The sequence below is a fragment of the Haloarcula litorea genome, assembly GCF_029338195.1.
GTDB lineage: Archaea > Halobacteriota > Halobacteria > Halobacteriales > Haloarculaceae > Haloarcula > Haloarcula litorea.
In genome coordinates this window covers 1988659-2011141 of the sequence record NZ_CP119779.1, presented here as the reverse complement: position 1 = coordinate 2011141, position 22483 = coordinate 1988659, and the positions used below count along the sequence as shown (strand labels likewise).

Genomic DNA, 22483 nt, shown 5'->3' with positions numbered 1-22483 from the left:
GGCGGACATAGTCGAGCGTGCGCGATCGGCGACCGTGGACCGGTCACCGGTCCGTCGGCCGCCGGTGTGCGCGCGGCCGTCCCGACGGAGCCAGCACGACGATCTGGCTGAGGCGACAATTGTGTTCGGACACAAACTCGTCTTATATTGTGTTTTTCGGTCACCTCCGGTAGTATTACCATACGTACGCAAACTCTGATAAGCTTTTCTTGGACAGGCAATATCTGCCGGCCGTTCGGCTCCTGGTCGCCGCCGACGGGGCGACCATTACACGCGTGCTGTACGTTTATGACCGTCCCCACACAGAATAGCGATATGGAAATCCGACCAGCCACGCCGGCCGACAGACCCGCAATCAGGGACGTCGCTCGCCGGTCGCTACAGGCCTCGTACTCGCTCGGTCCGCAAGCGATCACCAGCGCCATCGAGGAGTGGTACGACGAGGACCGTCTGGAGGAGACCCTGGCCGACGAGGACCGGCTCCTCCTCGTCGCGGAGGAGGCGGGCCAGGTCGTGGCGTTCTCCGAGAGCGTCGAGGCCACCGAGGACACGGGGACGCTCCTGTGGCTCCACGTCGACCCCGCGCACCGCGGGAAGGGCATCGCCGACGACCTGTTCGAGCGGACCCGGAACCGTCTCGAAGAGCGCGGCGTCGCCCACCTGGAGGGGCGGGTACTGGCCGACAACACCGAGGGGAACAGTTTCTACGAGGACCGGGGGTTCGAACAGGTCGGCACCGAGAACGTCGAGATCGCCGGGCGGAGCTACGTCGAGAACCTCTACAGCGAGGCCCAACAGCAGGGCCGGGAACCGGTCGAGACCGAGGACGGTCGCACCGTCTACATCGACCACGACAACCACGAACGCGGCTCCGTCGCCCCGTTCCACGTCGTCCACGTCGATATGGAGGGCGAGGAGCGGTACGGCTACTTCTGCAGCAACTGCGAGACGCTCGCCAACGCGATGGACTCGATGGGGCGCATCGAGTGTGACTCCTGTGGCAACGTCCGCAAGCCCATCCGCTGGGACGCCGCCTACCTCTAGGTGCCGTTGCGCGGCCCCCGTTCGTCCGGCGAACGGTGTTCTGGACTCCGCCTCGCCCGTCTGAGAACGAACGCGTAGTACAGCGCGAACAGGACGAGCGCGACGACGACCCCCAGCAGCGTCTCCGCGATCACTGACCCGCCGACGAGGTGACCGAATGCCGATGCGCCGAGGGATGACAGGATTCCGTTCATATCCGTGTGTTCACACGCATCACTCAAAAAGCGAAGCCAGTGTTCCAGCCGCCTGGGAACGGGTCACAGGAGTAGTCCCGGGCGGATTCGAACCGCCGTCAAGGGCTCCAAAGGCCCTTATGATTGGCCACTACACCACGGGACTTCGCTCGCCGCGTGTCAGTACGCACCGCCGGAGCGCACTTGAACGCTTCGAGAGTCAGTCGCTCGTGGCCTCCGCCTCGACGTCGAGCAGCGCACAGACGTCGTCCTCGGCGTCGAAGCAGTCGGGACACTGCGGTTCGCGATCGATGATGGTGTCGAGGCGCTCGGCGACCGTCTCGTCGATGACCCCCTCCAGCTGGCGGGCCTCGGCCCGGAACTCCTCGACCTCGAGGACCTCGACGAGGAACCGCTCGATGATGCAGTAGTTCTGGAGCGCCTCGCGGGCCTGGTGGATGCCGTCGTCGGTGAGGTCGACGCCCTTGTACTTCTCGTGTTCGAGCAGGCCCCGATCCTCCAGTTTCCCGATCATCTCGTTGGCGCTGGCCGGACTCACGTCCAGCAGGTCGGCGATGTCGCCGGTCGATGCGGGGCCGTCGGCCTGTTGCTGTGTCAGGTAGATCGCCTTGAGATACTGGGCCTGCGTGTTCATTGTCGTTCCTCCATCAGGTCGGTCACGTCCTCGACGCCCTCGGCTTCCTCCTCGCGGATCTCGCGGAGGACGCTCAACAGCCGGTCGCGGTCGATACCGAAGGTGGTGTCGGAGGCCTCGACGGCGGCGATGAGGTCGTCGTAGAACTTGTACGCGGTCTCCTCGTTGCAGAGCTGGTCGTACAGGACGCCGTCGAAGTCCTCGTCGGCCTCGTACTGTGCCTCGACGAGCATCTGTATCTCCTCGAAGGGGACCGTCTCGGCCTCCAGGTCGTCGACGAGGGCCTCCAGCCGGCGGCGGTGCTCGGCGGACTCCGTGGAGGCGTGTTCGAGCAGTTCCCCGACGGCCGGGTCCAGGTCGGTGCCGGTCGCCTCCGCGTGTTTCGTCGCCCGGGCCTCGACGACCTCTTCGAGGACGATCCCGATCTGGAGGAGGCGCGCGAGCTGGTGGTCCGAACCGACCGGCTGTGTCAGGCTCACGCGACCACCTCCCGGCGTGCGTGTCGCGGTGCGGTCATAGCCGAACGTCGGAGAGGGCGAAACTTAAGCCGTTCCCTGTGTCGGCCCGGTAGTTTTAGCCCGGAGAGCCACGTTGACTCGAGCGAGCGCGCTATGACGGCCAACCAATCGTGGTACCGGGACGCCGTCGTCTACTCGCTGGACGTGAAGACGTTCGCGGACGGGGACGGCGACGGCATCGGCGACTTCGTCGGACTGCGGGACAGACTGGACTACCTCGACGACCTCGGTGTGACCTGCCTGTGGCTGTTGCCGTTCTACGACAGCCCCTGGCGTGACAACGGCTACGACGTCGCGGACTACTACAGCATCGACGACCGGCTCGGGACGATGGGCGACTTCCGTCGGTTCGTCGACGCCGCCCACGACCGCGGGATGCGCGTCCTGGCCGACGCCGTCTTCAACCACACCTCGACCGAACACCCGTGGTTCCAGCGCGCTCGCGAGGGCGACGAGCGGTTCCGCGACTACTACGTCTGGACCGACGACCCCGACGCCGCCCCGGACCGCGAGAACATCTTCCCCGAGGAGGAGGACGGCGTCTGGAGCTACGACGAGGTCGCGGACGCCCACTACTTCCACCAGTTCTACGGCTTCCAGCCGGACCTGAACGTCGCGAACCCCGACGTGCAGGCGGAGATCGAACGCGTCCTGCGGTTCTGGACCGAGCAGGGCGTCGACGGGTTCCGCATCGACGCCGCGACGCCGATGATCGGGCCGAAGGGGACCGAGACGGAGCCGGCCGTCGACGAACCACACTCGCTGTTCAAGCGGATGAAAGCCGCCGTCACCGACGTCGACGAGGACGCGGTGTTGCTGGCCGAGGCCGACGACGAGCCCGCCGAACTCCGCCGGTACTTCGGCGACGGCGACGAGTTCGACCTGCTGCTGTCGTTCGTGACGAACGCCCACCTCGTCTGGGCGCTGGCCGACGAGGACGCCGGCCACCTCGCGGACGCCTTCGACACCCTCCCCGCCTACGACACCGTCGTCGAGAACGGCCAGTGGGCCAACTTCCTGCGGAACTTCGACGAGCTGAACCTCGGTCCGCTCCCCTTCGAGGAGTTCGAGCGGGCCATCGACGAGATCGGTGCGGACCGGGAGACGCGGATCTTCGGCCGCGGCGTCCGTCGGCGGCTGGCTCCCATCCTCGGGGGCGACCACGACCGCATCGCCTGTGCGACCAGCCTCTCGTTTGCCCTCCCGGGGACCCCCATCGTCGTCGCCGGCGACGAGATCGGGATGGGCGACGAGCTCTCCCTGTCCGGCCGGGACGCCGTCCGGACCCCGATGCAGTGGACGGGAGAAGCCGGCGGCGGCTTCTCGGCGGGCGATCCGGACGCGCTGTTCCGCCCGGTCGTCAGCGGCGAGTACGGCCCCGAGTCCATCAACGTCGCCGACCAGCAGGCCGACCCCGACTCCCTGCTGAACCGGGTCAAGCGAGTCGTCGCGACCCGGAAGGCCTGCCCCGAGCTCTCCCGGGGCGACCAGACGGTCGTCGCCGCCGACGGGCCGGTGTTCGTCCACCGGAGCGACTGGCGCGAGACGACGCTCGTGACCGCCCACAACCTCGGCGACGGCACCGAGACGGTGACGCTCGACGCCCCCGACGACGTGGCGACCCACCTGCTCGGCCCCGGTGGCTACTCGCTGGACAGCGACACCCTCTCGATCGAACTCGGACCGTACGACTACTGCTGGCTCCGCCTCGGACGGCCCCGGACGCGGGCCGAGTAGGGCACGCCACTCAGAACACGGCAGGGCACTCGGGACAGGCGTCCGCGTCCCGGCCGATCCGGGACTTGCAGTTGCCGCAGTAGCGTCTCGACCCGGTCTTGAGGATCCGGGCTTCCACGTGGTCGTCCTCGGGACCCAGTTCGGCACCACACTCGCCGCAGAAGTTCGGTGCGTCGTCGTGGTGCTCGCCACACTCCGGGCAGATACGGACCCCGTCGGTGTCGGTCCCCGAGTCGTCGTCGCCCGGGTCGTCGGTCGTCAGGAGGACGATGCCGTAGACCGCGAGACCGAAGATCCCCCCGAGGAACGTCACCACGCCCCAGACGCCGCCGGAGCGGCCCCGTCTGCCCGCGTCGATGGCGACGGCGAAGGCGATCATTCCCCAGAGGAGAGCGAAGACCAGGAGGGCCAGTCCGTGACTGGACATAGTTGGGGATGTTCCCGATCCGGTGAAAGTCTTGTCGCCGGCGGAGAAGCGCGCCACGCCCTCGGCCGGTGGGCCGCGCGAGGCGCGCCGCTCGCTACTCCCGTGGATTACTCCCGAAGACGCCGAAAGAACGAGTTCTTTCGAGCCTCCCCTCGTGAGCCTACCGGCTCACTCGCGGAGACGCTCGTAGATCAGATCGTCGAGGTCCTCGCGGAGCTCGTCGACCTCGACCTCCTCGAGGACGGGGACGAAGAAGCCCTCGACGAGCATGTTCTTCGCCGACTCGGGGTCGACGCCGCGGGAGGTCATGTAGAACAGGTCCTGCTCGTCGACCTGCCCGACCGTAGCCGAGTGGGAGGCCTCGGTGTCGTGGTTGTTGATGATGAGCTTCGGCGACGCGTCGGCCTCGGACTCGTCGCTGAGCATCAGCGTGTTCTCCCGCTGGTAGGAGGAAGTGTCCCAGGCCTCGCGGCCGACGTCCTGGACCCCCTCGTACACCGAGCGCGCCTCGTCGTCGAGGACGCCGCGGGTCACGAGGTCGGCGGTCGTGTGTTCGGCCTCGTGCCAGACGCGGGAGCCGAGGTCGAAGTGCTGGTCCTCGTGGCCGAAGAACGCGCCGACGATCTTCGACTCCGAGGAGTCGCCCAGCAGGCGGGACTCGACGCTGGTCTTGGTCAGGCGCGAGCCCATATTGCCCTCGATCCAGTTGACCGTGCCGTAGGTGTCGGCGTGGCCGCGCTTGACCTGGTAGTTGTACGTCTCCTCCGAGAGGGTCTGGAGCGAGCCGTACTGGACGTAGGCGTTCTCGCCGGCGACGGCCTCGACGACGCCGGAGTAGTACCGGTCGCCGGAGACGTCGTCGCCGGTGGTCTGGCGTTCGAGGATGGTGACCGACGACGACTCCTCGGCGACGACCAGCGTGTAGTTGAACAGCGACTGGCTGTTCATCCGCGTCCGGATCTTCACGTCCTCGGCGTCGACGCCCTCGGGGACGTAGACGACGGTGCCGGCCGAGAACAGCGCCGTCGACAGCGCGGTGAGGTAGTCACGCTGTGGGTCGACGACGCTGCCGAAGTGCTCCCGGATCAGTTCCTCGTGCTCGTCCAGCGCCTCGCTCCAGGAGAGCACGTCGACGCCCTCGGCGTCCACGCGGTCTTTCTCCTGGGCGTACTCCAGCGGGTCGACGAGGCTCTCGTAGTCCAGCGCGTCGAGGTTCGTCCACGTGCGGCCGGGGGTCTGGATGACGTCCGGCATATCGAGGTCCTCGAGTGCCGCGAGGGCCTCCTTGCGGACGTCGAGCAGCCAGTCGGGCTCGTCGAGGTCCGCGGAGATCTGGGCTACCTGCTCCTCCGTGAGGTTGGCGTGTACCTGTGTACTCATTGTCACTCCCGGGGTTACCCGAGCGACCCCTCCATCTCGAGTTCGATGAGGCGGTTCAGCTCGACGGCGTACTCGATGGGCAGTTCCTCCGTGATCGGCTCGATGAAGCCGGCGACGATCATCTGCTTGGCGTCGTCGTCGTCCAGTCCCCGCGACTGGAGGTAGAAGACGTCCTCGTCGCCGATCTTGCCGACGGTCGCCTCGTGGGCGACGTCCACCTTGTTCTCCTGGATCTCCATGTACGGCATCGTGTCGGAGGTGGACTCGTTGTCGAACATCAGCGCGTCACACTCGACGGAGGTGGAGGCGTTCTCCGCGCCGTCGGCGATGTGGACCAGCCCGCGGTAGTTCGTGCGGCCGCCGTCCTTGCTGATGGACTTAGACTCGATGGTGGACTTCGTCTCGGGCGCGTTGTGGTAGACCTTCGCGCCGGTGTCGATGTCCTGGCCCTCGCCCGCGAAGGCGATGGTGATGTGGTTGTCCGTCGCGCCGGGGCCCTTGAGGACCGTCGACGGGTACAGCATCGTGGCCTTCGAGCCCATCGACCCGGAGACCCACTCCATCGTGCCGTCGGCCTCGCAGATGGCGCGCTTGGTGTTGAGGTTGTACGTGTTCTTCGACCAGTTCTGCACCGTCGAGTACTGGACGTGGGCGTCCTCGCCGACGAACACCTCGACGCCCCCGCTGTGGAGGTTGAACTCCGAGTACTTCGGGGCGGAACAGCCCTCGATGTAGTGGACCTCGGAGTTGTCCTCGGCGATGATGAGCGTGTGCTCGAACTGGCCCATCCCCTCGGAGTTCATCCGGAAGTACGCCTGGACGGGCATCTCGACGGTGGTGTCTTCGGGGACGTAGACGAACGACCCGCCGGACCAGACCGCGCCGTGGAGCGCGGCGAACTTGTTGTCGCTCGGGGGAACGCACTTCGTCATGAAGTGCTCGCGGACGAGCTCTTCGTGCTCCTGGACCGCCTTGTCCATGTCGCAGAAGATGACGCCTTTCTCCTCCCAGCGCTCCTGCATGTTCTGGTAGACGATCTCCGACTCGTACTGGGCACCGACGCCCGAGAGGGCGTTCTTCTCGGCCTCTGGGATGCCGAGCTTGTCGAAGGTGTCCTGGATCTCCTCGGGGAGGTCCTCCCAGGACTCCGCGCCGCCGCGGGTCTCGATGTCCGGGCGGATGTAGGGGACGATGTTCCCGATGTCGACCTCCGAGAGGTCGGGCTGGCCGGGCCAGTCGGTCGGCATCGGCATCTCCTGGAACTGCTCCAGCGCGCGCAGGCGACGCTCGAGCATCCACTCGGGTTCGTCCTTGTCTTCCGAGATGACCCGGACGGTCTCCTCGGTGAGGCCCTTCTCGGTCTCGAAGGCGGAGTTCTCCTCCTTCTTGAACTCGAAGCGAGCCTCGGTGTCGGTCTCTTTGAGATGGTCTTGGTCTGAGCTCATTATTGTATCGGTGTTGGTGTCGTGGACGGAAGGGCGTTACGCGGCCTCGTAGACTTCCTCGCGGACCCAGTCGTACCCGTGGTCCTCGAGTTCCTCGGCCAGCGAGGCGTCGCCGGACTTGGCGATCTCGCCGTCGAGCATCACGTGGACGTGGTCGGGCTCGACGTAGTCGAGGATGCGCTGGTAGTGGGTGATCTGGAGGATCCCCGCGCCCTGCTCGTCGCGGAGCGCGTTGATCCCGTTCGAGACGTCCTGCAGGCGGTCGATGTCCAGGCCGGAGTCGATCTCGTCGAGCACGGCGATGGAGGGCTCGAGGATGGCGGCCTGGAGGACCTCGTTTTGCTTCTTCTCGCCGCCGGAGAAGCCGGCGTTGAGGTAGCGGGAGGCGAACTTCTCGTCCATGTCCAGCTGCTCCATCTTCTCCTGGAGGATCTCCTGGAACTCGGCGACGCCGATCTCGCCCTCGTCGGCGGGCCCCTCCATCGGGGAGGTGTCGTAGCCGGCGGCGTCCTCGTTGGTGTCCTCGCCCTCGGCTTCCGCTTCTTCCTCGTCCTCGAACAGCTCCTCGCGCTCTTCGAGCTTGGCGTTGAGCGCGGTCCGGAGGAAGTTCACCATCGTGACCCCCTCGATCTCTGCGGGGTACTGGAAGCCCAGGAAGACGCCGAGCGCGGCCCGCTCGTTGGGTTCGAGGTCGAGCAGGTCCCACGTCCGCAGATCCTCGGGGATCTCGAAGTCCTCGCCGAACTCGTCGTCCTCGAGGTGGATGAGGACCTCGCCGTCGGTCACTTCGTAGGCCGGGTGGCCGGCGATGATCTTCGCCGTCGTCGACTTCCCCGAGCCGTTGGGACCCATAAGCGCGTGGATCTCGCCGGACTCGACTTCGAGGTCGACGCCGCGAAGGATCGTCTCACCGCCCTCTTCAGCGACTCGTGCATGGAGGTTGTTGATCTCGAGTACTGCCATGTATTCGGTCATCCTAAAACACGGTGCTGCCGCTGATAATAGTTTCGGGATTCGTCGACACACTTTCAGAGATGGGAAAATATCTTCACAGATTCGAAAGAGCCGGCGGAGGGAACCGGTTCTGCGCGACGATCGACAGTTGGCGAGTGGCGTGCGAGCGGATGGCGACCCGTACCGCTCACATAAAGTTGCCGAGGCCGGTCTGCTCCTGACCGGACTCGACCTCGTCCCAGGAGACGTCGAGTGCCTCCAGGATGCGAGCGATGGGGCCTTTTAGCGTCTTGTCGAGCATCTTGTCCCAGTCGATCTCGAACTCCTCGGGCACCTGGTCGGCGTACTCGAAGCAGATGACGTCGGGGTCCCGACGGAACTCCCCGTACAGCGGGTCCTGTGCGGGGTCTAACCCCTGCTCCGCCTCGACGCGCTCGAAGAAGTCCGAGTGGACCCGGTCGACGTACAACCGCTTGGGTTTCGACCCGCTCTGGAAGTTCGTCCCCAGCAGGAGGTTCGCGTACTTCGCACCCCGGACCTGGGCGGTGTCGGTGTCGTAGTTGTCCAGCTTCTTCCCGATGCCGCCGGGGATGCCCACGTCGTCGTAGTCGACGTTCCCGGCCTGGTAGTCCTCGATGACGTCGCCGACGTACTCCTTGACGCCCTCGACGTCGCCCTCCTTGACGATGAGCTCGATGACCCGCTTCTGGACCCGCTTGGTGATGGGCGCGATGTCAGAGCGCTGGTACTCGAAGCCGGTGATGTCGATATCGTCGACGTCTTTCCCCTCCTTCCAGACGATGTGGCCGGCGTAGCGTTTCTTCTTGCCGGCCTGGAAGAACCGCCGGTAGAGCTTCTCGAACTCGATCTGGAAGCGGTGTCCCTCGTCACCGTCGACGTCGACGTTCAGTTCCTCGCGGGCGAAGTCGTCGTAGGCGGCGTTGATGTGTTCCTCGATCTCGAATGACTGCTCGATGGCCGCGTCCTTCGCCATATCCTGTCCGAGTTCTAACATAACGCTGTCGGTGTCACCGTAGATGACCTGGTGACCGATCTCGTTGGCAGCGGACTCGGTGAACTCGATTACCTCCCGACCCGTGGCGGTGACAGCGGCACCCATCTCCTTGTCGTAGAGGCGAAACCGGTCCCATCCAAGAACGCCGTAGAGCGAATTCATAATTACCTTGACAGCTGCTTGCTGCCGGTCGTAGCGCTCGTACTCCGGATTCTCGGGATCGTGGCTGTTCCGTTGCTCCTTCTTCTCTTCTCGTTCTGTCAGGAGTTCGTCGACCATCTCCCGGATGACGCCGTCCGGCTCCTTCCGGAAGTGGGTCCCGTTGGGCGCGACGTACGTGTCGCCGTCGTACTCCTCGGGGTCGACTTTCGTCTCGGGGCTGGCGTTGGTCGTCACCATACACATCGGATATAGCGACTTCAGGTCCAGCACCGTGACGTTCTCGCGGACGCCTGTGATCGGGTCGAAGACCGCCCCGCCCTCGTAGTCCTCGCTGGCCTGTTGGCCCTTCGATGGCAGCGCGTACTCGCCGTAGAGCTTGTGGAGGACGTACATGTCGACGGCGTCGCCGGGCGTCGTGGCGTCTTCCAGCTTGCAGCCGACGAACGTGCGGACCTCGTCCCAGAAGTCGACGATGTCCTGCTCGCGGTCGAGTTCGACACAGAGCTCGACGTCCCGGAGGTTGTACTCCAGCAGGCGCTCGGGGTCGTCCTCCCAGAGGTCGCCGATGTCGCCGGTGTAGCGCTCCTTGCCGACGCCGAGCTCCTGTTCGCCGACGGCGTCGAGCCGGTAGGACTCCAGTTCGGTGAACTGCGTGCGCTTGTAGGCGTAGAGGAGGTCGAAGACCACCCGACCCTTGATGTCCGGCCCTTGCCAGTCGCTGCGCCACACCTCGTCGACCCGCGAGAGGCGGTCGGCGTTCAGGTCGTAGTCGTGGGCCGGACTCTGGAGCTCCTCGATGCGGTCGAGCAGGTACGGCGCGTCGAAGTCGTCGAAGTTCCACCCGGTCAGCACGTCCGGGTTCGTCCGCTCGATGTAGTCGACGAACGCCTCCAGCATCCGCTCTTCCTCCTCGAAGATCCGTACGTCCGCCTCGAAGTGCTCGTCGCCGATGGGGTCGTACTCCGCGAGCGCCTCGGGGCCGTCGATGCCGTCGGGGGACTCGTAGAGCCAGACGACGTACTCGTCGCGGTAGGAGTCGTGGGAGGTGAGACAGATGATCGTCTCCTCGCCCTCCTCGGGGAAGCCCGACCGGTCGTCGACCTCGATGTCGAAGGTGTTGACCCGCAGGTCGGCGCTGGCCTCGGTCGGCACGATTTCCTCGTGGTGGACCTTCAGGCTGCCGTCGTCGAGTTCGCGGGCGGGGACGCGGACGCCGCTGGTGATGTCCTTGTCGATGAGCAGCCGGTTGGGAAAGAGGATGTCAGCCTCGTAGTGGTCGAAGTCGTCCCGGATCTGTCCGACGTCCCGCGGGGTCTGCCCGAAGATCTTGACCAGGCGCTCGCCCCGGATGGACTCGTAGGGCTCGCCGTCGGCGTCGACCTCCTCCCAGCCCGTGATGCGGTCGTACCCCCGCAGCCGGTCCTCGTCGACGTTGGCGGCGGGCGCGTAGAAGTACGGTCTGAACTCCAGGACGCGGGCGTGGACCGGGTCGTTGTCCTCGGTCCGGCCGAACACGTGGACCACGGGGAACTCCTCGTCGCCCCGTCCTTCGACGGTGTAGTCGACCTGCGTGACGACGAACGCCACGGTCTCCTCGGTCTCGGGGAACTGCCGCTCGTCGATGTCGACCACGCTGGCCCCGCCGCTCCCGTTGCCGGCGACGGCGGCGGCCTCGTCGGCGACCGGCCGGGCCTCCTGGCCCTCGCCCTCGTCGGCCCCGAAGTCGCCGAGAGCGCTCTGACTCTCCTCGCTCATTCTTGCCACCGCTTCGAGACGCCGCATAAAAACGTCGGCGGTCGGCGGCGTTTGTCGCGGACACAAGGTATATGGTAAGGAGTGACATACCTGTCGGTGTCCCTATGTCGCACCACGGTTCCACGACGGGCGAGTCGGACAGGGCTGACGACCTGCGTTCCGAGCCCGCGCTCCCGGACGCGGTCCAGACCACGGAGACCTACGAGACCGACGAGGGGACAGTGTTCTACGACGCACAGAACCCCCTCGCGTGGGTCCAGACGGACACGACGATGTCCCTGGACGAGGTGGCCTGACTGAGAAGTCCTTTTGCCGCGGCGGTCCTACGCTCCGGACGTGACCGACGGTCTCGACGACGTCGATCCGGACGAGGGCGGTGGCGTGCTCTCCGAGAAGAGCCCCCACGAGCCCGAGGAGTTCGACCCCGACAGCCTCGGCCCCGACGTGCCGGAGGCACCGAGTCCGCCGTCCGGGACGCCCGACGACGCCGTCGCCGGACTGTTCTGGAAACTCGTCGTCGTGTTCAACGTCGCGCTGCTGGCGCTTGCGCTCGGGCCGATGCTCGCCTTCCTCGACGGGCGCGTCGACCTCGGCGTCCGGGTGTTCCTGGTCGGCGTCCTCGCGTTCGGCTACGGGACCTACCGGTACGTCCGGTTCCGGCGGGACCGTGACGGTGAGAGCGACGAAGGCGACCCCGACGCCCCGGGAGCCGAGGGGAGCGCGGGCGAGTCGCCCAGCGCCGAGAGCGACCACAACGGCTAACCGCGGCCGTCGGCAAGCCGACGTATGCGCACCGTCCGCGACGCGTCGGGCACGCGGTACGTTCTCCTGAAGCGGTCCGGGGAGTCGAGCCTCGTGCGGGACCCCGAGACCGGCGAGCAGCGACACGTCCCGAACGCCGACCTCGAGCCCGTCGACGGCGAATCAGCGCTGGCGACCGCCGCCCGCGCGGTCCCCGCGCCGGTCCGGACGGTGCTGACGGCGACACGCGACGAGCGCGCGCTGGGGCTGCTGGTCGACCTCGATGCCCGCGGCCCGCTGTCGGTCCACGAGCTCCTCGACGGGACGGACCTCTGTGAGAGCGACCTCCACGGCCTGCTCGCGGAGTTCCGCGCCGCCGGCCTGCTGACGGAGGTCGAGGTCCGGGGCCGGCGGGGCTACGACACGACCGAGACGGCGAGCGAGGCCGTCGCGTTCCTCTCCGCCGACGAGCCGTAGGTCACGCCAGTTCGGCGACCTGTTCCTCGATCCGGTCGACCCGCTCGACGTGCGACCGGTTCGTCGTCGCGTCCTTCTCGACCCGGACGAGGTCGTCGGCCGCTCCGACCAGTTCCTCGTCGTGGCTGACGACGAGGATCTGCTCGACGCCGACCTCGTCGCGCATGTACTCCACGAGATCGAGCAGCTGCGTGACGTGGCCGGCGTCAAGGAAGACGGTCGGCTCGTCGAGGATCAGCGGCGGCATCGGCGCGGCCCCCTCGATCCCCTCCGCGAGCAGGCGGTAGATGGCACACCGCAGGCTGAGGTTGAACAGCGCCCGCTCGCCGCCCGAGAGCTGCTCGGGCTCCAGCGGCTCGCCGTCCTTCTGGTACACCGTCAGCCGGTACTGCCCGTCGAGTTCGATGTGGGAGTAGGAGTCGTTCTGGTACACCAGCGAGAACGTCTCGTTGAGCATCCGCTCTAAGGTCTCGACGTTGCGCTGGCGCAGCTCCGCCCGGAGCGTGCCGTACATCTCCTGGAGGTCCTCGGCCTCGTCGTACAGCGAGTCGAGCTTCGACACCGTCTCCGCCAGCTCCTCGCGCTGCTCGCGCAGCGACTCCAGTTCCTCGATCTCGTTCTCGACGGCCCCGACCGACCCCTGCAGCTCGTCGCGGCGCTCCCGCAGCTCGTCGAGCTTCGCGTCGGCCTGCTGGATGTACTCCTCGGCGCGTTCCTTCTCCGAGCGGGCCTCCTCGACCCGGTCCTCGTCGACCTGGTCGGCGATCTCCGCCTCGCGCTCGCGCTTCTCCGCGAGCCGCTGCCGGCGCTCGTCGTTGGTCTCGGCCAGCCGCTCGCGCTCGTCGCGGAGCTGGTCGAGACGGTCCTCGCAGTCCGCGACCTCGTCGAGCAGGTCCGCGAGCCGTTCCAGCCGCTCGACGTCGGCCTTGACCGCCTGCCGTTCTTGGTTGCACTCGCCGATGACCGAGCGGGCCTCGGCGGCCCGCTCGCTGGCTCGCTCGGCGTCCGCTCGCTTCTCCTCGGCTTCGGCTTCGAGGTCGGCGGCGTCCTCGCGGAGCGTCTCGACGCGCTCCTCGTCGGCCTCCAGCCCCGCGGCCTTCTCCTCGACCAGTTGGGCGACCGTCGAGCGCTGCTCCGCCAGCGTGTCGAGCCGGTCCGCCGCGTCCACGAGTCCCTCGGCACGGTCGAGGTCGGCCGTCAGTTCCTCGACGCGGTCCCGGGCGTCGGCGAGGTCGGCCTCCAGCTCTGCGACCCGCTCGCGGTCGTCCTCGATCGACTCGACGTGGGGCGCGCCCTCGACGTCCTGCCCGCACTCGGGGCACTTCCCCTCGTCGAGGAGTTCCTCGGCCGCCGAGACGGACTCGCGTGCGGTCCGGAGGTCGGCCTCCAACTGGGCCACGCGCTCCTTGGCCTCGTCGAGGTCCTCGGCGACGGCGTCGCGGTGATCGTCGGCGTCCTCGCGGGTCGTCTCGCTGTCGGCGAGGGTCGACTCCAGTCGCTCGATCTCCGCGTCGAGGTCGGCCAGTTTCTCGCGGCGCTGGGCGATCGACTCGCGCGCCTCCTCGACGTCCGACTCGAGGTCCGTGGCCTCTTGGCGCTTGGCCTCGGCTCGCTCTTCGAGGTCCGCGGCCTCGGACGCGAGCGACTCCGCCTCGCTGCTGTGCTTCTGGGCCTCGACCTTCCGGTCCTCGATGCGCGAGCGGAGGTCCTCGGCCTCGTCCTCCAGCGCCTCGATACGGGACCTCGCGGCGTCGGGGTCGGCCTCGTCGAGGGCGGTCTCGGCCAGCGTCTCCGCGACGTCGCTCTCCAGAGAGTCCCTGCGCTCCTTCGTCTCGGCGATGGCTTCCTTGCGCCGCTCCCGTTCGCGCTCGGTCTCGGTGATGGCGGCCTCCAGTTCGTCGATGTCGTCCTCCAGCTCCGCCAGGGTCTCGCGGCGCTCCTCGTACTCGTCGAGGACGCGCTGGGCGTCCTCGCGGGTCTCGCGGGCCGTCTCGCGTTGCTCCTCGATGCGCTCGATCTCTGACTGCGTGTCGCCCAGCCGCGACCGCAGCGAGTTCAGCCGCTCGTGGAGGTCCTTCTCCTCCTTGGCTTCGACCTGCTCGGTCAGCTGTTCGAGGCGCTCGCGCTTCCCGTCGCGGACCCGCTTGACGCCGACGCGGGCGTCGCTGGCCCGCTCGCGGTACTCCTCCAGTTTCCCGAGCTGGAGGAGGTCGTCGAGCATGTCCTGTCGCTCGCCCGGGGTGGCGTTGATGAGCTTGTTCACCTCGCCCTGGCGGACGTACGCGCAGTTGACGAACGCCTCGCTGTCCATCCGGAGGAGCTCGGTCACCCGGCGACGGACCGCCCGGGCTCCCTCGAAGGTGTCGTCGGGCGTCTCCAGCACGCACTCGGCGTGGGAGGCACGCTCCCCGGTGTCTCGGACGCGGCGCTTCACGTGGTAGTCGCCGCCGGCGTGGGCGAACCACAACTCGACGACACACTCCTCGGCTCCGATGGTGACGACCTCGTCGAGGGTCTCCTCGAGGGCCTTCGAGCCGTACAGCGCGAAGAAGCAGGCCTCCAGCAGCGAGGACTTCCCGCTGCCGTTCAGGCCGTGGATGACCGTCACGCCGGGGTCGAGTCGCACGTCGGCGTCGTCGTAGCACTTGAACTGGTCGAGGCGGACGCGCTGGAACCTCATCGGTCGACCCCCTTCACAGGAACTCCTCCATACTGGACTGGTCTTCCCCGTCCGCGGCCGCGCCGTCCCCGCAGTCCGCTGCTGGGTCGGCCTCGTCGTCGGTCCTCTCGGCCGCGTCCACGCCGCCGTCGGCCTCGGCGGCCGTCCTCTCGGCCGGCGAATCCGCTCCGGCCCTGTCGCCGGTCGCGTCCGCGCCGTCCGCACCGTCGCTCCCCTCGGTCCCGCCGTCGTCGCCCGCGGCCACGAGCGCGCCGGGGTCCTCCTCGACGACCTCGCGGACCCGGTCCTCGACGGTGTCGGCGACGTTGGCGTCGGCCACCTTCGACGCTCGCACCGTCTCGTCGATCTCGCGGGCCGCCTCGCTCAGTCCGAGGTCGCGGACCCGCTCGGCGACGGCGTCGTCCGGGTCCGCGAAGGAGACGCTCGTCTCGCGGCCCTCGGCCGCCAGCTCCCGGTGGTCGGTGACGCGGGCGACCAGCGCCCCCTCGTCGAGCGCGTACTCCTCGACGCTGGCCGGCGGGATCGGCTCGCCGTCGCCGTCGATCGAGACGATGACGACGGCGTCGGCGAGGTCGTACTCGCCCACGCGGGACCGGACCCGCTCGACGCCCTCCTCCGGGCCGAGCTCGACGTCGACGAAGACGAACTCGCGGGTGTCGAGCCCCCGCCGGGTGACGCGGGCGTCGCCGTCGAACTCGACGATGTTGTAACCGCGGTCCTCGCGCTCGCTGGCGCTCGCGCGCTCGGTCGACCCGCAGTAGGTGACCCACGTCCCGTCGACCTCCGCCTTCCCGGGGTCGTGGTTGTCCCCCAGTAACATCGCGTCGAAGTCGACGGTGGCCTCGTCGAGGACCTCTGCCGCGTCCCAGTCGCCGTAGTCGAACGGCTGGAACAGGCCGTGGGTCACGAGCGCCGCGTGGTCGGCGTCGTGGGGCGCGAACTCGTAGTCGAGGTCGTCCCGCCGCGAGCGGGGGACGAAGTCGAGTCCGTAGAAGGCGGTGTCGCCCACGACGGTCGGCTCGTCGCCGAGCCGCGTCGCCAGCCCCAGCGACTCGTAGAGGTCGAGCCACTGGGCGTCCCGCTTGGCCTCGTGGTTGCCCACGACGGCGAGGAACGGGACGTCGGCGGCCGCGAGCTCCTCCAGCACCGAGAGCGTCCCCATAATATCAGAGAGCGTCGGCCGCCGGTCGTGGAACAGGTCCCCCGCGTGGACGACCGCCGCCACGTCGTCCTCGATCGCGTCGTGGACGACCTGGCGGAAGGCGTCGAGGAAGTCCTGCCGGCGCTCGGGCACGTGGTACTGCTGGTACCCGACGTGCGTGTCGCCGGTGTGTATCACCCGTGTCATCTGTCGGGCGGTATGCCAGCGTCGCCTAAAGAGGTGTCGTGACCGCGGTGGAACTGAAGCGCCCCGGCGCTTTTGGGCCGCCGCCCGCAGGGGGAACTATGGCGACACGACTCCCGGCATCGGAGTACGAGGGTCGCATCGAGCTCCTGCGACAGTACCTGGCCGACACGGCCGCCGACGCGGCCGTCTGGTTCGGCGCGACGAGTATCGAGTACGTCACCGGCTTCGCGCACATCCAGACCGAGCGGCCGGTCGCGCTGGCGCTGACCCGGGACCGCATCGAGATCACGGTCCCCCGGCTGGAGGTCGAGCGCGTCGAACCCAACGACCGGATCGACGCCGTCCACCACTACTTCGACTACCCGCAGGGCCGGCCCATCGAGACGGCCGCCGGGATGCTCGACGGCCTCGGCGTCGACGCGGTCGTCGCCGACGCCGACGGCGCGCCGGGCGTGATGGGCTACGAGGGGCCGCCCCTCTCGGAGTTCGTCGACGTCGAGACCCAGTCGTGGGTCGACCGGCTGCGCTGGGCGAAAAGCGACGCCGAGGTGGACCTCATCCGGGAGTCCGCGAAGTGGGCCAACCTCGGCCACCGCTACCTCGCCGACTACACCGAGGTCGGCGCGCACCCGGCGACCGTCTCCCAGCGGGCCTCGACCGACGCCTCGCGGGCGATGCTGGACACGCTGGGCGACCGGTACGCCGAACGCGTGCGGGGCGACGGACCGGTCCACGCCGGCTACATCTCCGGGTCCGAGACCGCCCTCCCCCACGGCCACACGCCCAACGAGCGGCTCTCCGAGGGCGACGTGCTCGTGACCGGCGCGACGGCCAACGTCGACGGCTACCACTCCGAACTCGAACGGACGATGTTCGTCGGCGACCCGGACGACGAGCAGCGGCACTACTTCGAGCTGATGCTGGAGGCGCAGGACATCGCCATCGACGCGCTCGGCCCCGGCGTCGAGGTGGCCCACGTCGACGAACTCGTCCACGACTTCTTCGTCGAGCAGGGGATCGCCGACCTCGCCCAGCACCACGTCGGCCACAACATCGGCCTGGGCGCACACGAGCCGCCCTACATCGACCGCGGCTGGAGCGACTACGACCACGTCGACGCCGACGACGCGGAGATGGAGGCCGGCCACGTCTACACCATCGAGCCGGGGGTCTACACCGACGAGTTCGGCTACCGACACTCCGACACCGTCGCCGTCACCGAGGACGGGACCGAGACCCTGACCAACTTCCCGCGGGGCGTCGAGGCGAACACGATCCGTCCGTAGTCGGTCACCTCTCGCCGCGCTCGCCGGCCACCTCGCGGTACCGCCGGAACGCGTCCAGCGCCCGCCGGCCGTCGGCGGCGACGCCGCTGACCTCCCGCTCGGCCCGCTCCACCGCCCGCTCCAGGTCGTCGAGGCCCACCTCCTCGACGAACGCCGCGGCGGCCGACAGCTCTTCCGTCGCGGCCGCCGCCCGCTCGACGACGGCGCGGTAGTCGCCCGTCGACTGGCCGCCCGTCGGCTGGGCGTCCGTCGGTCGATCGGCCGCCCCCGACGGCGGCTCGGGCTCCGCCTGCGTCGCGAACTCCCCGGTCGCCAGCCCCGCCAGTGCCGCTCTCGCTCGGTCTGGATCGGTCACGGGTCCGCTCGCCGCCCGATCGTACGTGAACGTTCGCGTCCTGCTCGTGGGACGGTCCGTCGGAGAGCGTCGTCGGACGAGGGGCGGTGCTGCGGCCCCGCCGGCGTCCGGGTCGGCCGCCCGCGCTCAGGTCGAGGGCGGGCCGCGAGCGACCGTCCCGAGCAGGGACCAACGCTTTTGCACGGGCGACCGTACGCGCTACCGGATGGTGAACTTCCCCTGGCGCGGCGGCGAGACGGGCGGCGACCACGCGGACCCGGAGCACCCGGACGCCGTCGTCGTCTGTTCGTTCCAGGACGGGACGCTGGTGGTCCACGAGGACGAAGTCGTCATCGAGCGGGTCCCGCGCTCGAAGTTCGCCGGCAAGACGATCCCGATGGCCGACCTCCGCGGCGTCGACTACGCCGGCGGCATCACCGTCGGCTACATCCAGCTCGAGCAGCGGGGCGTCGACGCCGACGAGGGCGGGCTGTTGAGCGACCCGGTCGACGAGAACACGCTGCACTTCACCCGGAGCGGCCGCGCCTGCGCCGAGGAAGCACGGGACGCGATCCTGTCGCGCCTCTCCGAGTGATCGCGGGGCGACCGGCCGCCTACAGCGGTTTCTCGAAGTGGACGAGTTCGTAGCCGGCCTCGGTCGACCGGCCGACCTCCTCGTAGCCGGCCGCCCGGTAGAAGTCGACCGCCGCCGGCTGTTCCAGCGCCGTCGTGGCCAGCAGCGGGTCGTAGCCGAGGTCTGCCGCGCGGGCCTCCAGTCGCGCCAGCAGTCGCCGGCCGTACCCCCGCCGCTGGTGGGTCGGCGCGACCCGCATCCGGTGGAGTTCCGCCGCGCCGGCGACCGTCCGTTCGTCCGCGTGCCCGGCCTCGTTTGGGAGCAGCCCGCCCACGGCGACGACGGGACCGTCGAACGTCTCGGGGGGCGCGCGGTCGGCGTCGCCCGCGACCGCGCCGTCGGTATCCGCCAGCACGCCCACGAGGAACTCCCCGCCGGCGTCCAGGTACGCGGCCTCGACGTCCCGCAGGTCCTCGGTCCCGGGGATGTCCGAGGGGTCGGTGCCGGCCGCCCGCATCGCCCACTCGTGAAGCGCCCAGACCGCGTCGGCGTCGCGGTCGTCGTACCGCCTGAGGTGGAGGTCGCTCATCCCGTCGGGACACGGCCCGGAGACGGTTGTCGGTTGCGAACCGGCGGTGTCTCGATCGGCCGGCGTCGCGGCGCTCTCGCCTCTCGGGGCCGCCGTCAGGTCACCGCCGTGCGGATCGGCGCGCTCACCAGGCCCCGCGGGGTCGGGTCGCGCGCGAACGACAGCGAGAGCCGCCAGCCGTCCGAGCGGTCGGCGACCGTGACGGCCTCGAACGCGAGCGCGAACGGCCGCCGCGAGAGGTCCACCGCCAGCGGGAGGACCGGGAGCCGGCCGTCCCGGGGGGAGAGGGCGTAGTCCGACAGCGCGACGGTGACCGTCCGGCTCTCTCCGGTCCACCCGCCCGTCCCGCCCCGGCGCTCGTAGGCCCCGAGGACGCCGTTCGTCCGCAGGTGGGACAGCGTCGCGTCGACCGGGAGCGCGTCGTCGGCCGGGGCCGACAGGTGCGACGCGGCGGTCGAGACGACCGCCGCCTGTTCGCCGGGCGCGAGGGCGGCGTCGAGCTCCGCCGCGGTGGCCTCCAGCAGGCAGAGACAGAGGTCGTCCGGGTCCGACAGGCGCTCGGCGAGGTCGAAGTAGGCGTCCAGCACCGCCGACTCGACGGCGTCGTGACCGCGGGTCGAGAGCGCCTCGAAGACGGCGGCCGCGACGCGGTGGCAGAACTCGACTCTGTCCCGTCGCTCCGGTTCGGCGGCGGCCGCCGAGGGCTCACGGCGTGGCCCCGCCCGACCGGGCGCGGCGTCGTCGGCCTGGCAGACGACCACGTCGTAGTAGGGGAGCCGCGGGTCGTAGCGCCGCAGCGTCGCCCGGTACTGCTCGGTCGCCCGCGCGGCGGCCCGAGCCGTCGCGCGGCTGTCGAACCGGAGTCCCGCGGCCGGAACCGGGCGGTCGCCCGAGCGGCCACAGACGAGGTAGTACTCCCCGTCGCGGGTGGCGAGCGATTCGATGTGGTCGCGGATGTCGCCCAGCGTCGTCCCGATCATCCGTGGCTCTCAGGGGGTCTCCGTGCCGTCGAGCGTCGCCGCGTGCTCGCGGACGACGTCGTCGTCGAGGCGTTCGAGCAGCCGTCGCTGGCCCTCGCGGTCCCGCCGTTCGCGTTCGTCGGCGTCGATCTCGCGGGCGCGGAACTCCGATCGCAGGTGGGCGAGGGCGGCCGCGGCGAGGTCGTCGTCGACGTCGTCGACGAGCACCTCGTCCTCGAACCACTCGCGGGTGTGTTCGTCCCAGTCGTCGCCGCCGTAGCGGCCCTCGCGGACCACCCAGTCGACGTAGTGGTCGCCGACGGCCGGCCAGAACCGCGCCGCCACGTCGTCGCGGATCAGCGAGACGGCCGCTCGCGCGCCGTGGCCCGCGCCGACGACCGCCTGGTGGACCGTCTCGGTGGTCATCCAGCCGGCGGCGTACAGTCCCTCGACCGGCGTCCGGCCGCCGTCGCTGTCGACCGTCCCGAACTCCCCGTCGGTCTCGACTTCGTCCTCGAACGGTGCGAACATCTCGCCGTCGTAGGCAGTGGCCGCGAGGACGTACCGGACGCGGTACTCGCCCGCGTCGCTCTCGACGCGGAAGCCCCCGCGCCCCGGCGGGTCGCCGATCGCGCCGGTCGACCGCTCGCCGAGTTCGACCCGGTCGACGCGTTCGACGGCCTCCTCGCGGACGGTCCCGCCCTCGTGGGCGACCTGCGTCTCGCCCAGCGCCAGGAACCGGTCGGGCGCGATCCCGCCCGGGAACCCCAGGTAGTTCTCCAGGCAGGCACACTGCCCGATGGCGGAGTTCCCGCGGGCCAAGACGAGCGTGTCCAAGCCGTACCGCGCGAGGAACGTCGCCGCCGACAGCCCCGCCGCACCGCCGCCGACCACGCAGACGTCGTGGTCGAGCGGCGAGTCGGGGCGGGCGGCCAGGGTCTCGCCGACGGTGTCGGTCCCGGCCATCGCTCAGAACTCCCCCGCGACGATGTCCGCGACTCGCTGGCGGTCGAACAGCTGCTTCTCCGCTGGCACCTCGGGGAACGACTGTGGGTCGAACGCGCCGAACTCCTCGGGGTAGAGCTGCTGGGCGACCATCTCCGTCTGGAGGAGGTTCACGATGGGGCCCTGCTCGCCGTACTGACCGGGGTAGACGCGGCCCTCCTCGACGGCGGTGAGCTGCTGGCCCACGGAGTCTTCCTCCATCGGACGGACGTACTGCTCGCGGAACGCCTCGGCGGAGAAGCTGTCCGTGTCGCCGGTGGTGCCGATGCCCCAGTGGACGACGATGATCTCGGGGTCGACCGCCAGCAGCTGCTCGTAGTCGATGGTGCCACCTTCCATCGACTCCGGGAAGGCGCTGGCGACGTTCAGGTCGCGGTAGGGCTTCATCTCGTAGCCCTCGTCCTGGGTGTGCAGCGGGTAGAACGTCCCCTTCGCGGGGTTGGAGCCGCCGTTGATCAGCCCGATGGTCGGCCGCTCGTCGGGCGTCCGTGACGCGATCTCGGACTGGACCTCGTCGTGCAGCGCCGCGAAGGCCTCGTAGCGCTCCCGCTCCTGGAACGCGTGGGAGAGCTTCTCGAACGCGCCGTACAGCGAGTAGAGCTTGTAGTCGTGGAACTCCCGACGGCGGCGACAGTTGTTCCCGAAGAAGGGGGCGACGCGTCGCCGGATCTCCTCGGTGTCCCCCTCGCCCCAGTCGCTGTCCCAGCCGGTCCCGTGCATGTAGTTCGGGTCCATCAGGATCACGTCCGGATCGAGTTCGTAGAACACCTCCTTCGACCAGCCGCCGCCGTCCCACTCCGCGAGCGGCGTGAGTTCGTCCGCCGCCGGCACGTCGAGGTCGAACGGATCGAAGAAGAACCCGGGGATCATATTGCCCGCCGTCAGGAAGCCGTCGCGCTGGCCCAGCGCGAAGGCCATGTCCGCCCACGCGCCGTTGTAGACGAGCCAGGACTCGGGCACGGCCTCGAACGTCACCTCGCCCGCGGGGACGATCGAGGCCGTGTAGCTCGACCCGGTCTCGGTCGTCGACCCGTCGCCGCCGCCGTCGGCAGTCGCGGGCGCGTCCGTGCTCGTGGCACCGCCCTCGCTCGCGGCGTCGCCGCCGGAACAGCCGGCGGCGAACCCCGTCCCCAGGAGCGCGCCGCCGTACTTCAGGTAGTCTCTGTGGGTCGGTGCGTCGCCGTCGCGGGTGCCGTTCGCCATATTTTTCGGCTAGCCTAAAACA

General features: G+C 69.0%; 22 protein-coding genes and 1 tRNA gene. 7 read left to right on the top strand and 16 right to left on the bottom strand.

What is annotated here, in order from left to right; genetic code table 11:
* Positions 1-315: 315 nt before the first annotated feature.
* Complete coding sequence (locus tag P0592_RS10740) at positions 316-1044, top strand: GNAT family N-acetyltransferase (RefSeq protein ID WP_276270885.1); 729 nt, start codon at positions 316-318, stop codon at positions 1042-1044.
* Here the strand turns inward: P0592_RS10740 and P0592_RS10735 are convergent.
* The 4 genes from P0592_RS10735 to P0592_RS10720 form a co-directional block, all read right to left on the bottom strand.
* Positions 1041-1238: a hypothetical protein gene (locus P0592_RS10735; protein ID WP_276270884.1), complete on the bottom strand. Its 198-nt coding sequence runs from the start codon at positions 1236-1238 to the stop codon at positions 1041-1043. The genes P0592_RS10740 and P0592_RS10735 overlap by 4 nt on opposite strands.
* Positions 1239-1310: 72 nt before the next feature.
* A tRNA-Gln gene (locus tag P0592_RS10730) sits at positions 1311-1383 on the bottom strand.
* Between the two features lie 54 nt (positions 1384-1437).
* Positions 1438-1872: a metal-dependent transcriptional regulator gene (locus tag P0592_RS10725; protein ID WP_276270883.1), complete on the bottom strand. Its 435-nt coding sequence runs from the start codon at positions 1870-1872 to the stop codon at positions 1438-1440.
* Positions 1869-2351, bottom strand: a complete 483-nt coding sequence (locus P0592_RS10720; RefSeq protein WP_276270882.1) for a ferritin-like domain-containing protein — start codon at positions 2349-2351, stop codon at positions 1869-1871. The genes P0592_RS10725 and P0592_RS10720 overlap by 4 nt, the downstream gene beginning before the upstream one ends.
* Before the next feature lie 132 nt (positions 2352-2483).
* Here P0592_RS10720 and P0592_RS10715 point away from each other — a divergent pair, with 132 nt between their 5' ends.
* Positions 2484-4127, top strand: a complete 1644-nt coding sequence (locus tag P0592_RS10715; protein WP_276270881.1) for an alpha-amylase family protein — start codon at positions 2484-2486, stop codon at positions 4125-4127.
* Between the two features lie 10 nt (positions 4128-4137).
* Here P0592_RS10715 and P0592_RS10710 read toward each other — a convergent pair whose 3' ends face one another.
* The 5 genes from P0592_RS10710 to P0592_RS10690 all read right to left on the bottom strand — a co-directional run bounded on the left by P0592_RS10710 (position 4138) and on the right by P0592_RS10690 (position 11265).
* Complete coding sequence (locus P0592_RS10710; RefSeq protein WP_276270880.1) at positions 4138-4554, bottom strand: zinc ribbon domain-containing protein; 417 nt, start codon at positions 4552-4554, stop codon at positions 4138-4140.
* Between the two features lie 168 nt (positions 4555-4722).
* Positions 4723-5934 carry a Fe-S cluster assembly protein SufD gene (sufD, locus tag P0592_RS10705; RefSeq protein ID WP_276270879.1) on the bottom strand — a complete coding sequence of 404 codons (1212 nt, stop codon included), beginning with the start codon at positions 5932-5934 and terminating at the stop codon, positions 4723-4725.
* A 14-nt stretch (positions 5935-5948) separates the two neighbouring features.
* The gene (sufB, locus tag P0592_RS10700) at positions 5949-7379 is read right to left on the bottom strand and encodes a Fe-S cluster assembly protein SufB (RefSeq protein ID WP_276270878.1); all 1431 of its coding nucleotides are present in this window, start codon (positions 7377-7379) and stop codon (positions 5949-5951) included.
* A gap of 36 nt (positions 7380-7415) precedes the next feature.
* Positions 7416-8342, bottom strand: coding sequence for an ABC transporter ATP-binding protein (locus P0592_RS10695; protein WP_276273932.1), 927 nt, complete (start codon positions 8340-8342; stop codon positions 7416-7418).
* A 178-nt stretch (positions 8343-8520) separates the two neighbouring features.
* The gene (locus P0592_RS10690) at positions 8521-11265 is read right to left on the bottom strand and encodes a DNA-directed DNA polymerase (RefSeq protein WP_276270877.1); all 2745 of its coding nucleotides are present in this window, start codon (positions 11263-11265) and stop codon (positions 8521-8523) included.
* 104 nt (positions 11266-11369) lie between these two features.
* Here P0592_RS10690 and P0592_RS10685 point away from each other — a divergent pair, with 104 nt between their 5' ends.
* The 3 genes from P0592_RS10685 to P0592_RS10675 are packed head-to-tail and all read left to right on the top strand — an operon-like array spanning position 11370 to position 12483.
* The gene (locus P0592_RS10685) at positions 11370-11561 is read left to right on the top strand and encodes a DUF7331 family protein (RefSeq protein WP_276270876.1); all 192 of its coding nucleotides are present in this window, start codon (positions 11370-11372) and stop codon (positions 11559-11561) included.
* 40 nt (positions 11562-11601) lie between these two features.
* A complete protein-coding gene (locus P0592_RS10680) occupies positions 11602-12027 on the top strand; it encodes a DUF7322 domain-containing protein (protein ID WP_276270875.1) in 426 nt (141 codons plus the stop codon).
* A gap of 24 nt (positions 12028-12051) precedes the next feature.
* Positions 12052-12483, top strand: a complete 432-nt coding sequence (locus P0592_RS10675) for a DUF7346 family protein (RefSeq protein WP_276270874.1) — start codon at positions 12052-12054, stop codon at positions 12481-12483.
* A gap of 1 nt (position 12484) precedes the next feature.
* Here P0592_RS10675 and rad50 read toward each other — a convergent pair whose 3' ends face one another.
* Together rad50 and mre11 are read right to left on the bottom strand one after the other, a co-directional pair.
* Complete coding sequence (gene rad50 / locus P0592_RS10670) at positions 12485-15163, bottom strand: DNA double-strand break repair ATPase Rad50 (RefSeq protein ID WP_276270873.1); 2679 nt, start codon at positions 15161-15163, stop codon at positions 12485-12487.
* Between the two features lie 13 nt (positions 15164-15176).
* The gene (gene mre11, locus P0592_RS10665) at positions 15177-16511 is read right to left on the bottom strand and encodes a DNA double-strand break repair protein Mre11 (protein ID WP_276270872.1); all 1335 of its coding nucleotides are present in this window, start codon (positions 16509-16511) and stop codon (positions 15177-15179) included.
* A 98-nt stretch (positions 16512-16609) separates the two neighbouring features.
* On the opposite strand from mre11, the gene P0592_RS10660 reads away from it, so the two are divergent.
* Complete coding sequence (locus tag P0592_RS10660; protein WP_276270871.1) at positions 16610-17797, top strand: M24 family metallopeptidase; 1188 nt, start codon at positions 16610-16612, stop codon at positions 17795-17797.
* 4 nt (positions 17798-17801) lie between these two features.
* Here P0592_RS10660 and P0592_RS10655 read toward each other — a convergent pair whose 3' ends face one another.
* Positions 17802-18152 (bottom strand): DUF7966 family protein, encoded by a 351-nt coding sequence (locus P0592_RS10655; RefSeq protein ID WP_276270870.1) that lies wholly within the window; start codon positions 18150-18152, stop codon positions 17802-17804.
* 205 nt (positions 18153-18357) lie between these two features.
* Here P0592_RS10655 and P0592_RS10650 point away from each other — a divergent pair, with 205 nt between their 5' ends.
* Positions 18358-18726, top strand: coding sequence for a hypothetical protein (locus P0592_RS10650; protein WP_276270869.1), 369 nt, complete (start codon positions 18358-18360; stop codon positions 18724-18726).
* A gap of 19 nt (positions 18727-18745) precedes the next feature.
* On the opposite strand, the gene P0592_RS10645 is transcribed toward P0592_RS10650, so the two are convergent.
* The 4 genes from P0592_RS10645 to P0592_RS10630 all read right to left on the bottom strand — a co-directional run bounded on the left by P0592_RS10645 (position 18746) and on the right by P0592_RS10630 (position 22461).
* Positions 18746-19294, bottom strand: coding sequence for a GNAT family N-acetyltransferase (locus P0592_RS10645; protein WP_276270868.1), 549 nt, complete (start codon positions 19292-19294; stop codon positions 18746-18748).
* 95 nt (positions 19295-19389) lie between these two features.
* Positions 19390-20274, bottom strand: a complete 885-nt coding sequence (locus P0592_RS10640) for a DUF7551 domain-containing protein (RefSeq protein ID WP_276270867.1) — start codon at positions 20272-20274, stop codon at positions 19390-19392.
* Between the two features lie 9 nt (positions 20275-20283).
* Entirely contained in the window at positions 20284-21219 is a 936-nt protein-coding gene (locus P0592_RS10635) for an FAD-dependent oxidoreductase (RefSeq protein ID WP_276270866.1), read from the bottom strand.
* Between the two features lie 3 nt (positions 21220-21222).
* Complete coding sequence (locus tag P0592_RS10630; RefSeq protein ID WP_276270865.1) at positions 21223-22461, bottom strand: ABC transporter substrate-binding protein; 1239 nt, start codon at positions 22459-22461, stop codon at positions 21223-21225.
* Positions 22462-22483 lie beyond the last annotated feature (22 nt).

Coding starts and splice junctions, on each gene's coding strand:
- P0592_RS10660 (WP_276270871.1), top strand. CDS start 16,610: ATGGCGACACGACTCCCGGCATCGGAGTACGAGGGTCGCATCGAGCTC.
- P0592_RS10675 (WP_276270874.1), top strand. CDS start 12,052: ATGCGCACCGTCCGCGACGCGTCGGGCACGCGGTACGTTCTCCTGAAG.
- P0592_RS10735 (WP_276270884.1), bottom strand. CDS start 1,238: ATGAACGGAATCCTGTCATCCCTCGGCGCATCGGCATTCGGTCACCTC.
- P0592_RS10685 (WP_276270876.1), top strand. CDS start 11,370: ATGTCGCACCACGGTTCCACGACGGGCGAGTCGGACAGGGCTGACGAC.
- P0592_RS10725 (WP_276270883.1), bottom strand. CDS start 1,872: ATGAACACGCAGGCCCAGTATCTCAAGGCGATCTACCTGACACAGCAA.
- P0592_RS10740 (WP_276270885.1), top strand. CDS start 316: ATGGAAATCCGACCAGCCACGCCGGCCGACAGACCCGCAATCAGGGAC.
- P0592_RS10640 (WP_276270867.1), bottom strand. CDS start 20,274: ATGATCGGGACGACGCTGGGCGACATCCGCGACCACATCGAATCGCTC.
- mre11 (WP_276270872.1), bottom strand. CDS start 16,511: ATGACACGGGTGATACACACCGGCGACACGCACGTCGGGTACCAGCAG.
- P0592_RS10650 (WP_276270869.1), top strand. CDS start 18,358: ATGGTGAACTTCCCCTGGCGCGGCGGCGAGACGGGCGGCGACCACGCG.
- P0592_RS10715 (WP_276270881.1), top strand. CDS start 2,484: ATGACGGCCAACCAATCGTGGTACCGGGACGCCGTCGTCTACTCGCTG.
- sufD (WP_276270879.1), bottom strand. CDS start 5,934: ATGAGTACACAGGTACACGCCAACCTCACGGAGGAGCAGGTAGCCCAG.
- P0592_RS10630 (WP_276270865.1), bottom strand. CDS start 22,461: ATGGCGAACGGCACCCGCGACGGCGACGCACCGACCCACAGAGACTAC.
- sufB (WP_276270878.1), bottom strand. CDS start 7,379: ATGAGCTCAGACCAAGACCATCTCAAAGAGACCGACACCGAGGCTCGC.
- P0592_RS10695 (WP_276273932.1), bottom strand. CDS start 8,342: ATGGCAGTACTCGAGATCAACAACCTCCATGCACGAGTCGCTGAAGAG.
- rad50 (WP_276270873.1), bottom strand. CDS start 15,163: ATGAGGTTCCAGCGCGTCCGCCTCGACCAGTTCAAGTGCTACGACGAC.
- P0592_RS10635 (WP_276270866.1), bottom strand. CDS start 21,219: ATGGCCGGGACCGACACCGTCGGCGAGACCCTGGCCGCCCGCCCCGAC.
- P0592_RS10690 (WP_276270877.1), bottom strand. CDS start 11,265: ATGAGCGAGGAGAGTCAGAGCGCTCTCGGCGACTTCGGGGCCGACGAG.
- P0592_RS10645 (WP_276270868.1), bottom strand. CDS start 19,294: ATGAGCGACCTCCACCTCAGGCGGTACGACGACCGCGACGCCGACGCG.
- P0592_RS10710 (WP_276270880.1), bottom strand. CDS start 4,554: ATGTCCAGTCACGGACTGGCCCTCCTGGTCTTCGCTCTCCTCTGGGGA.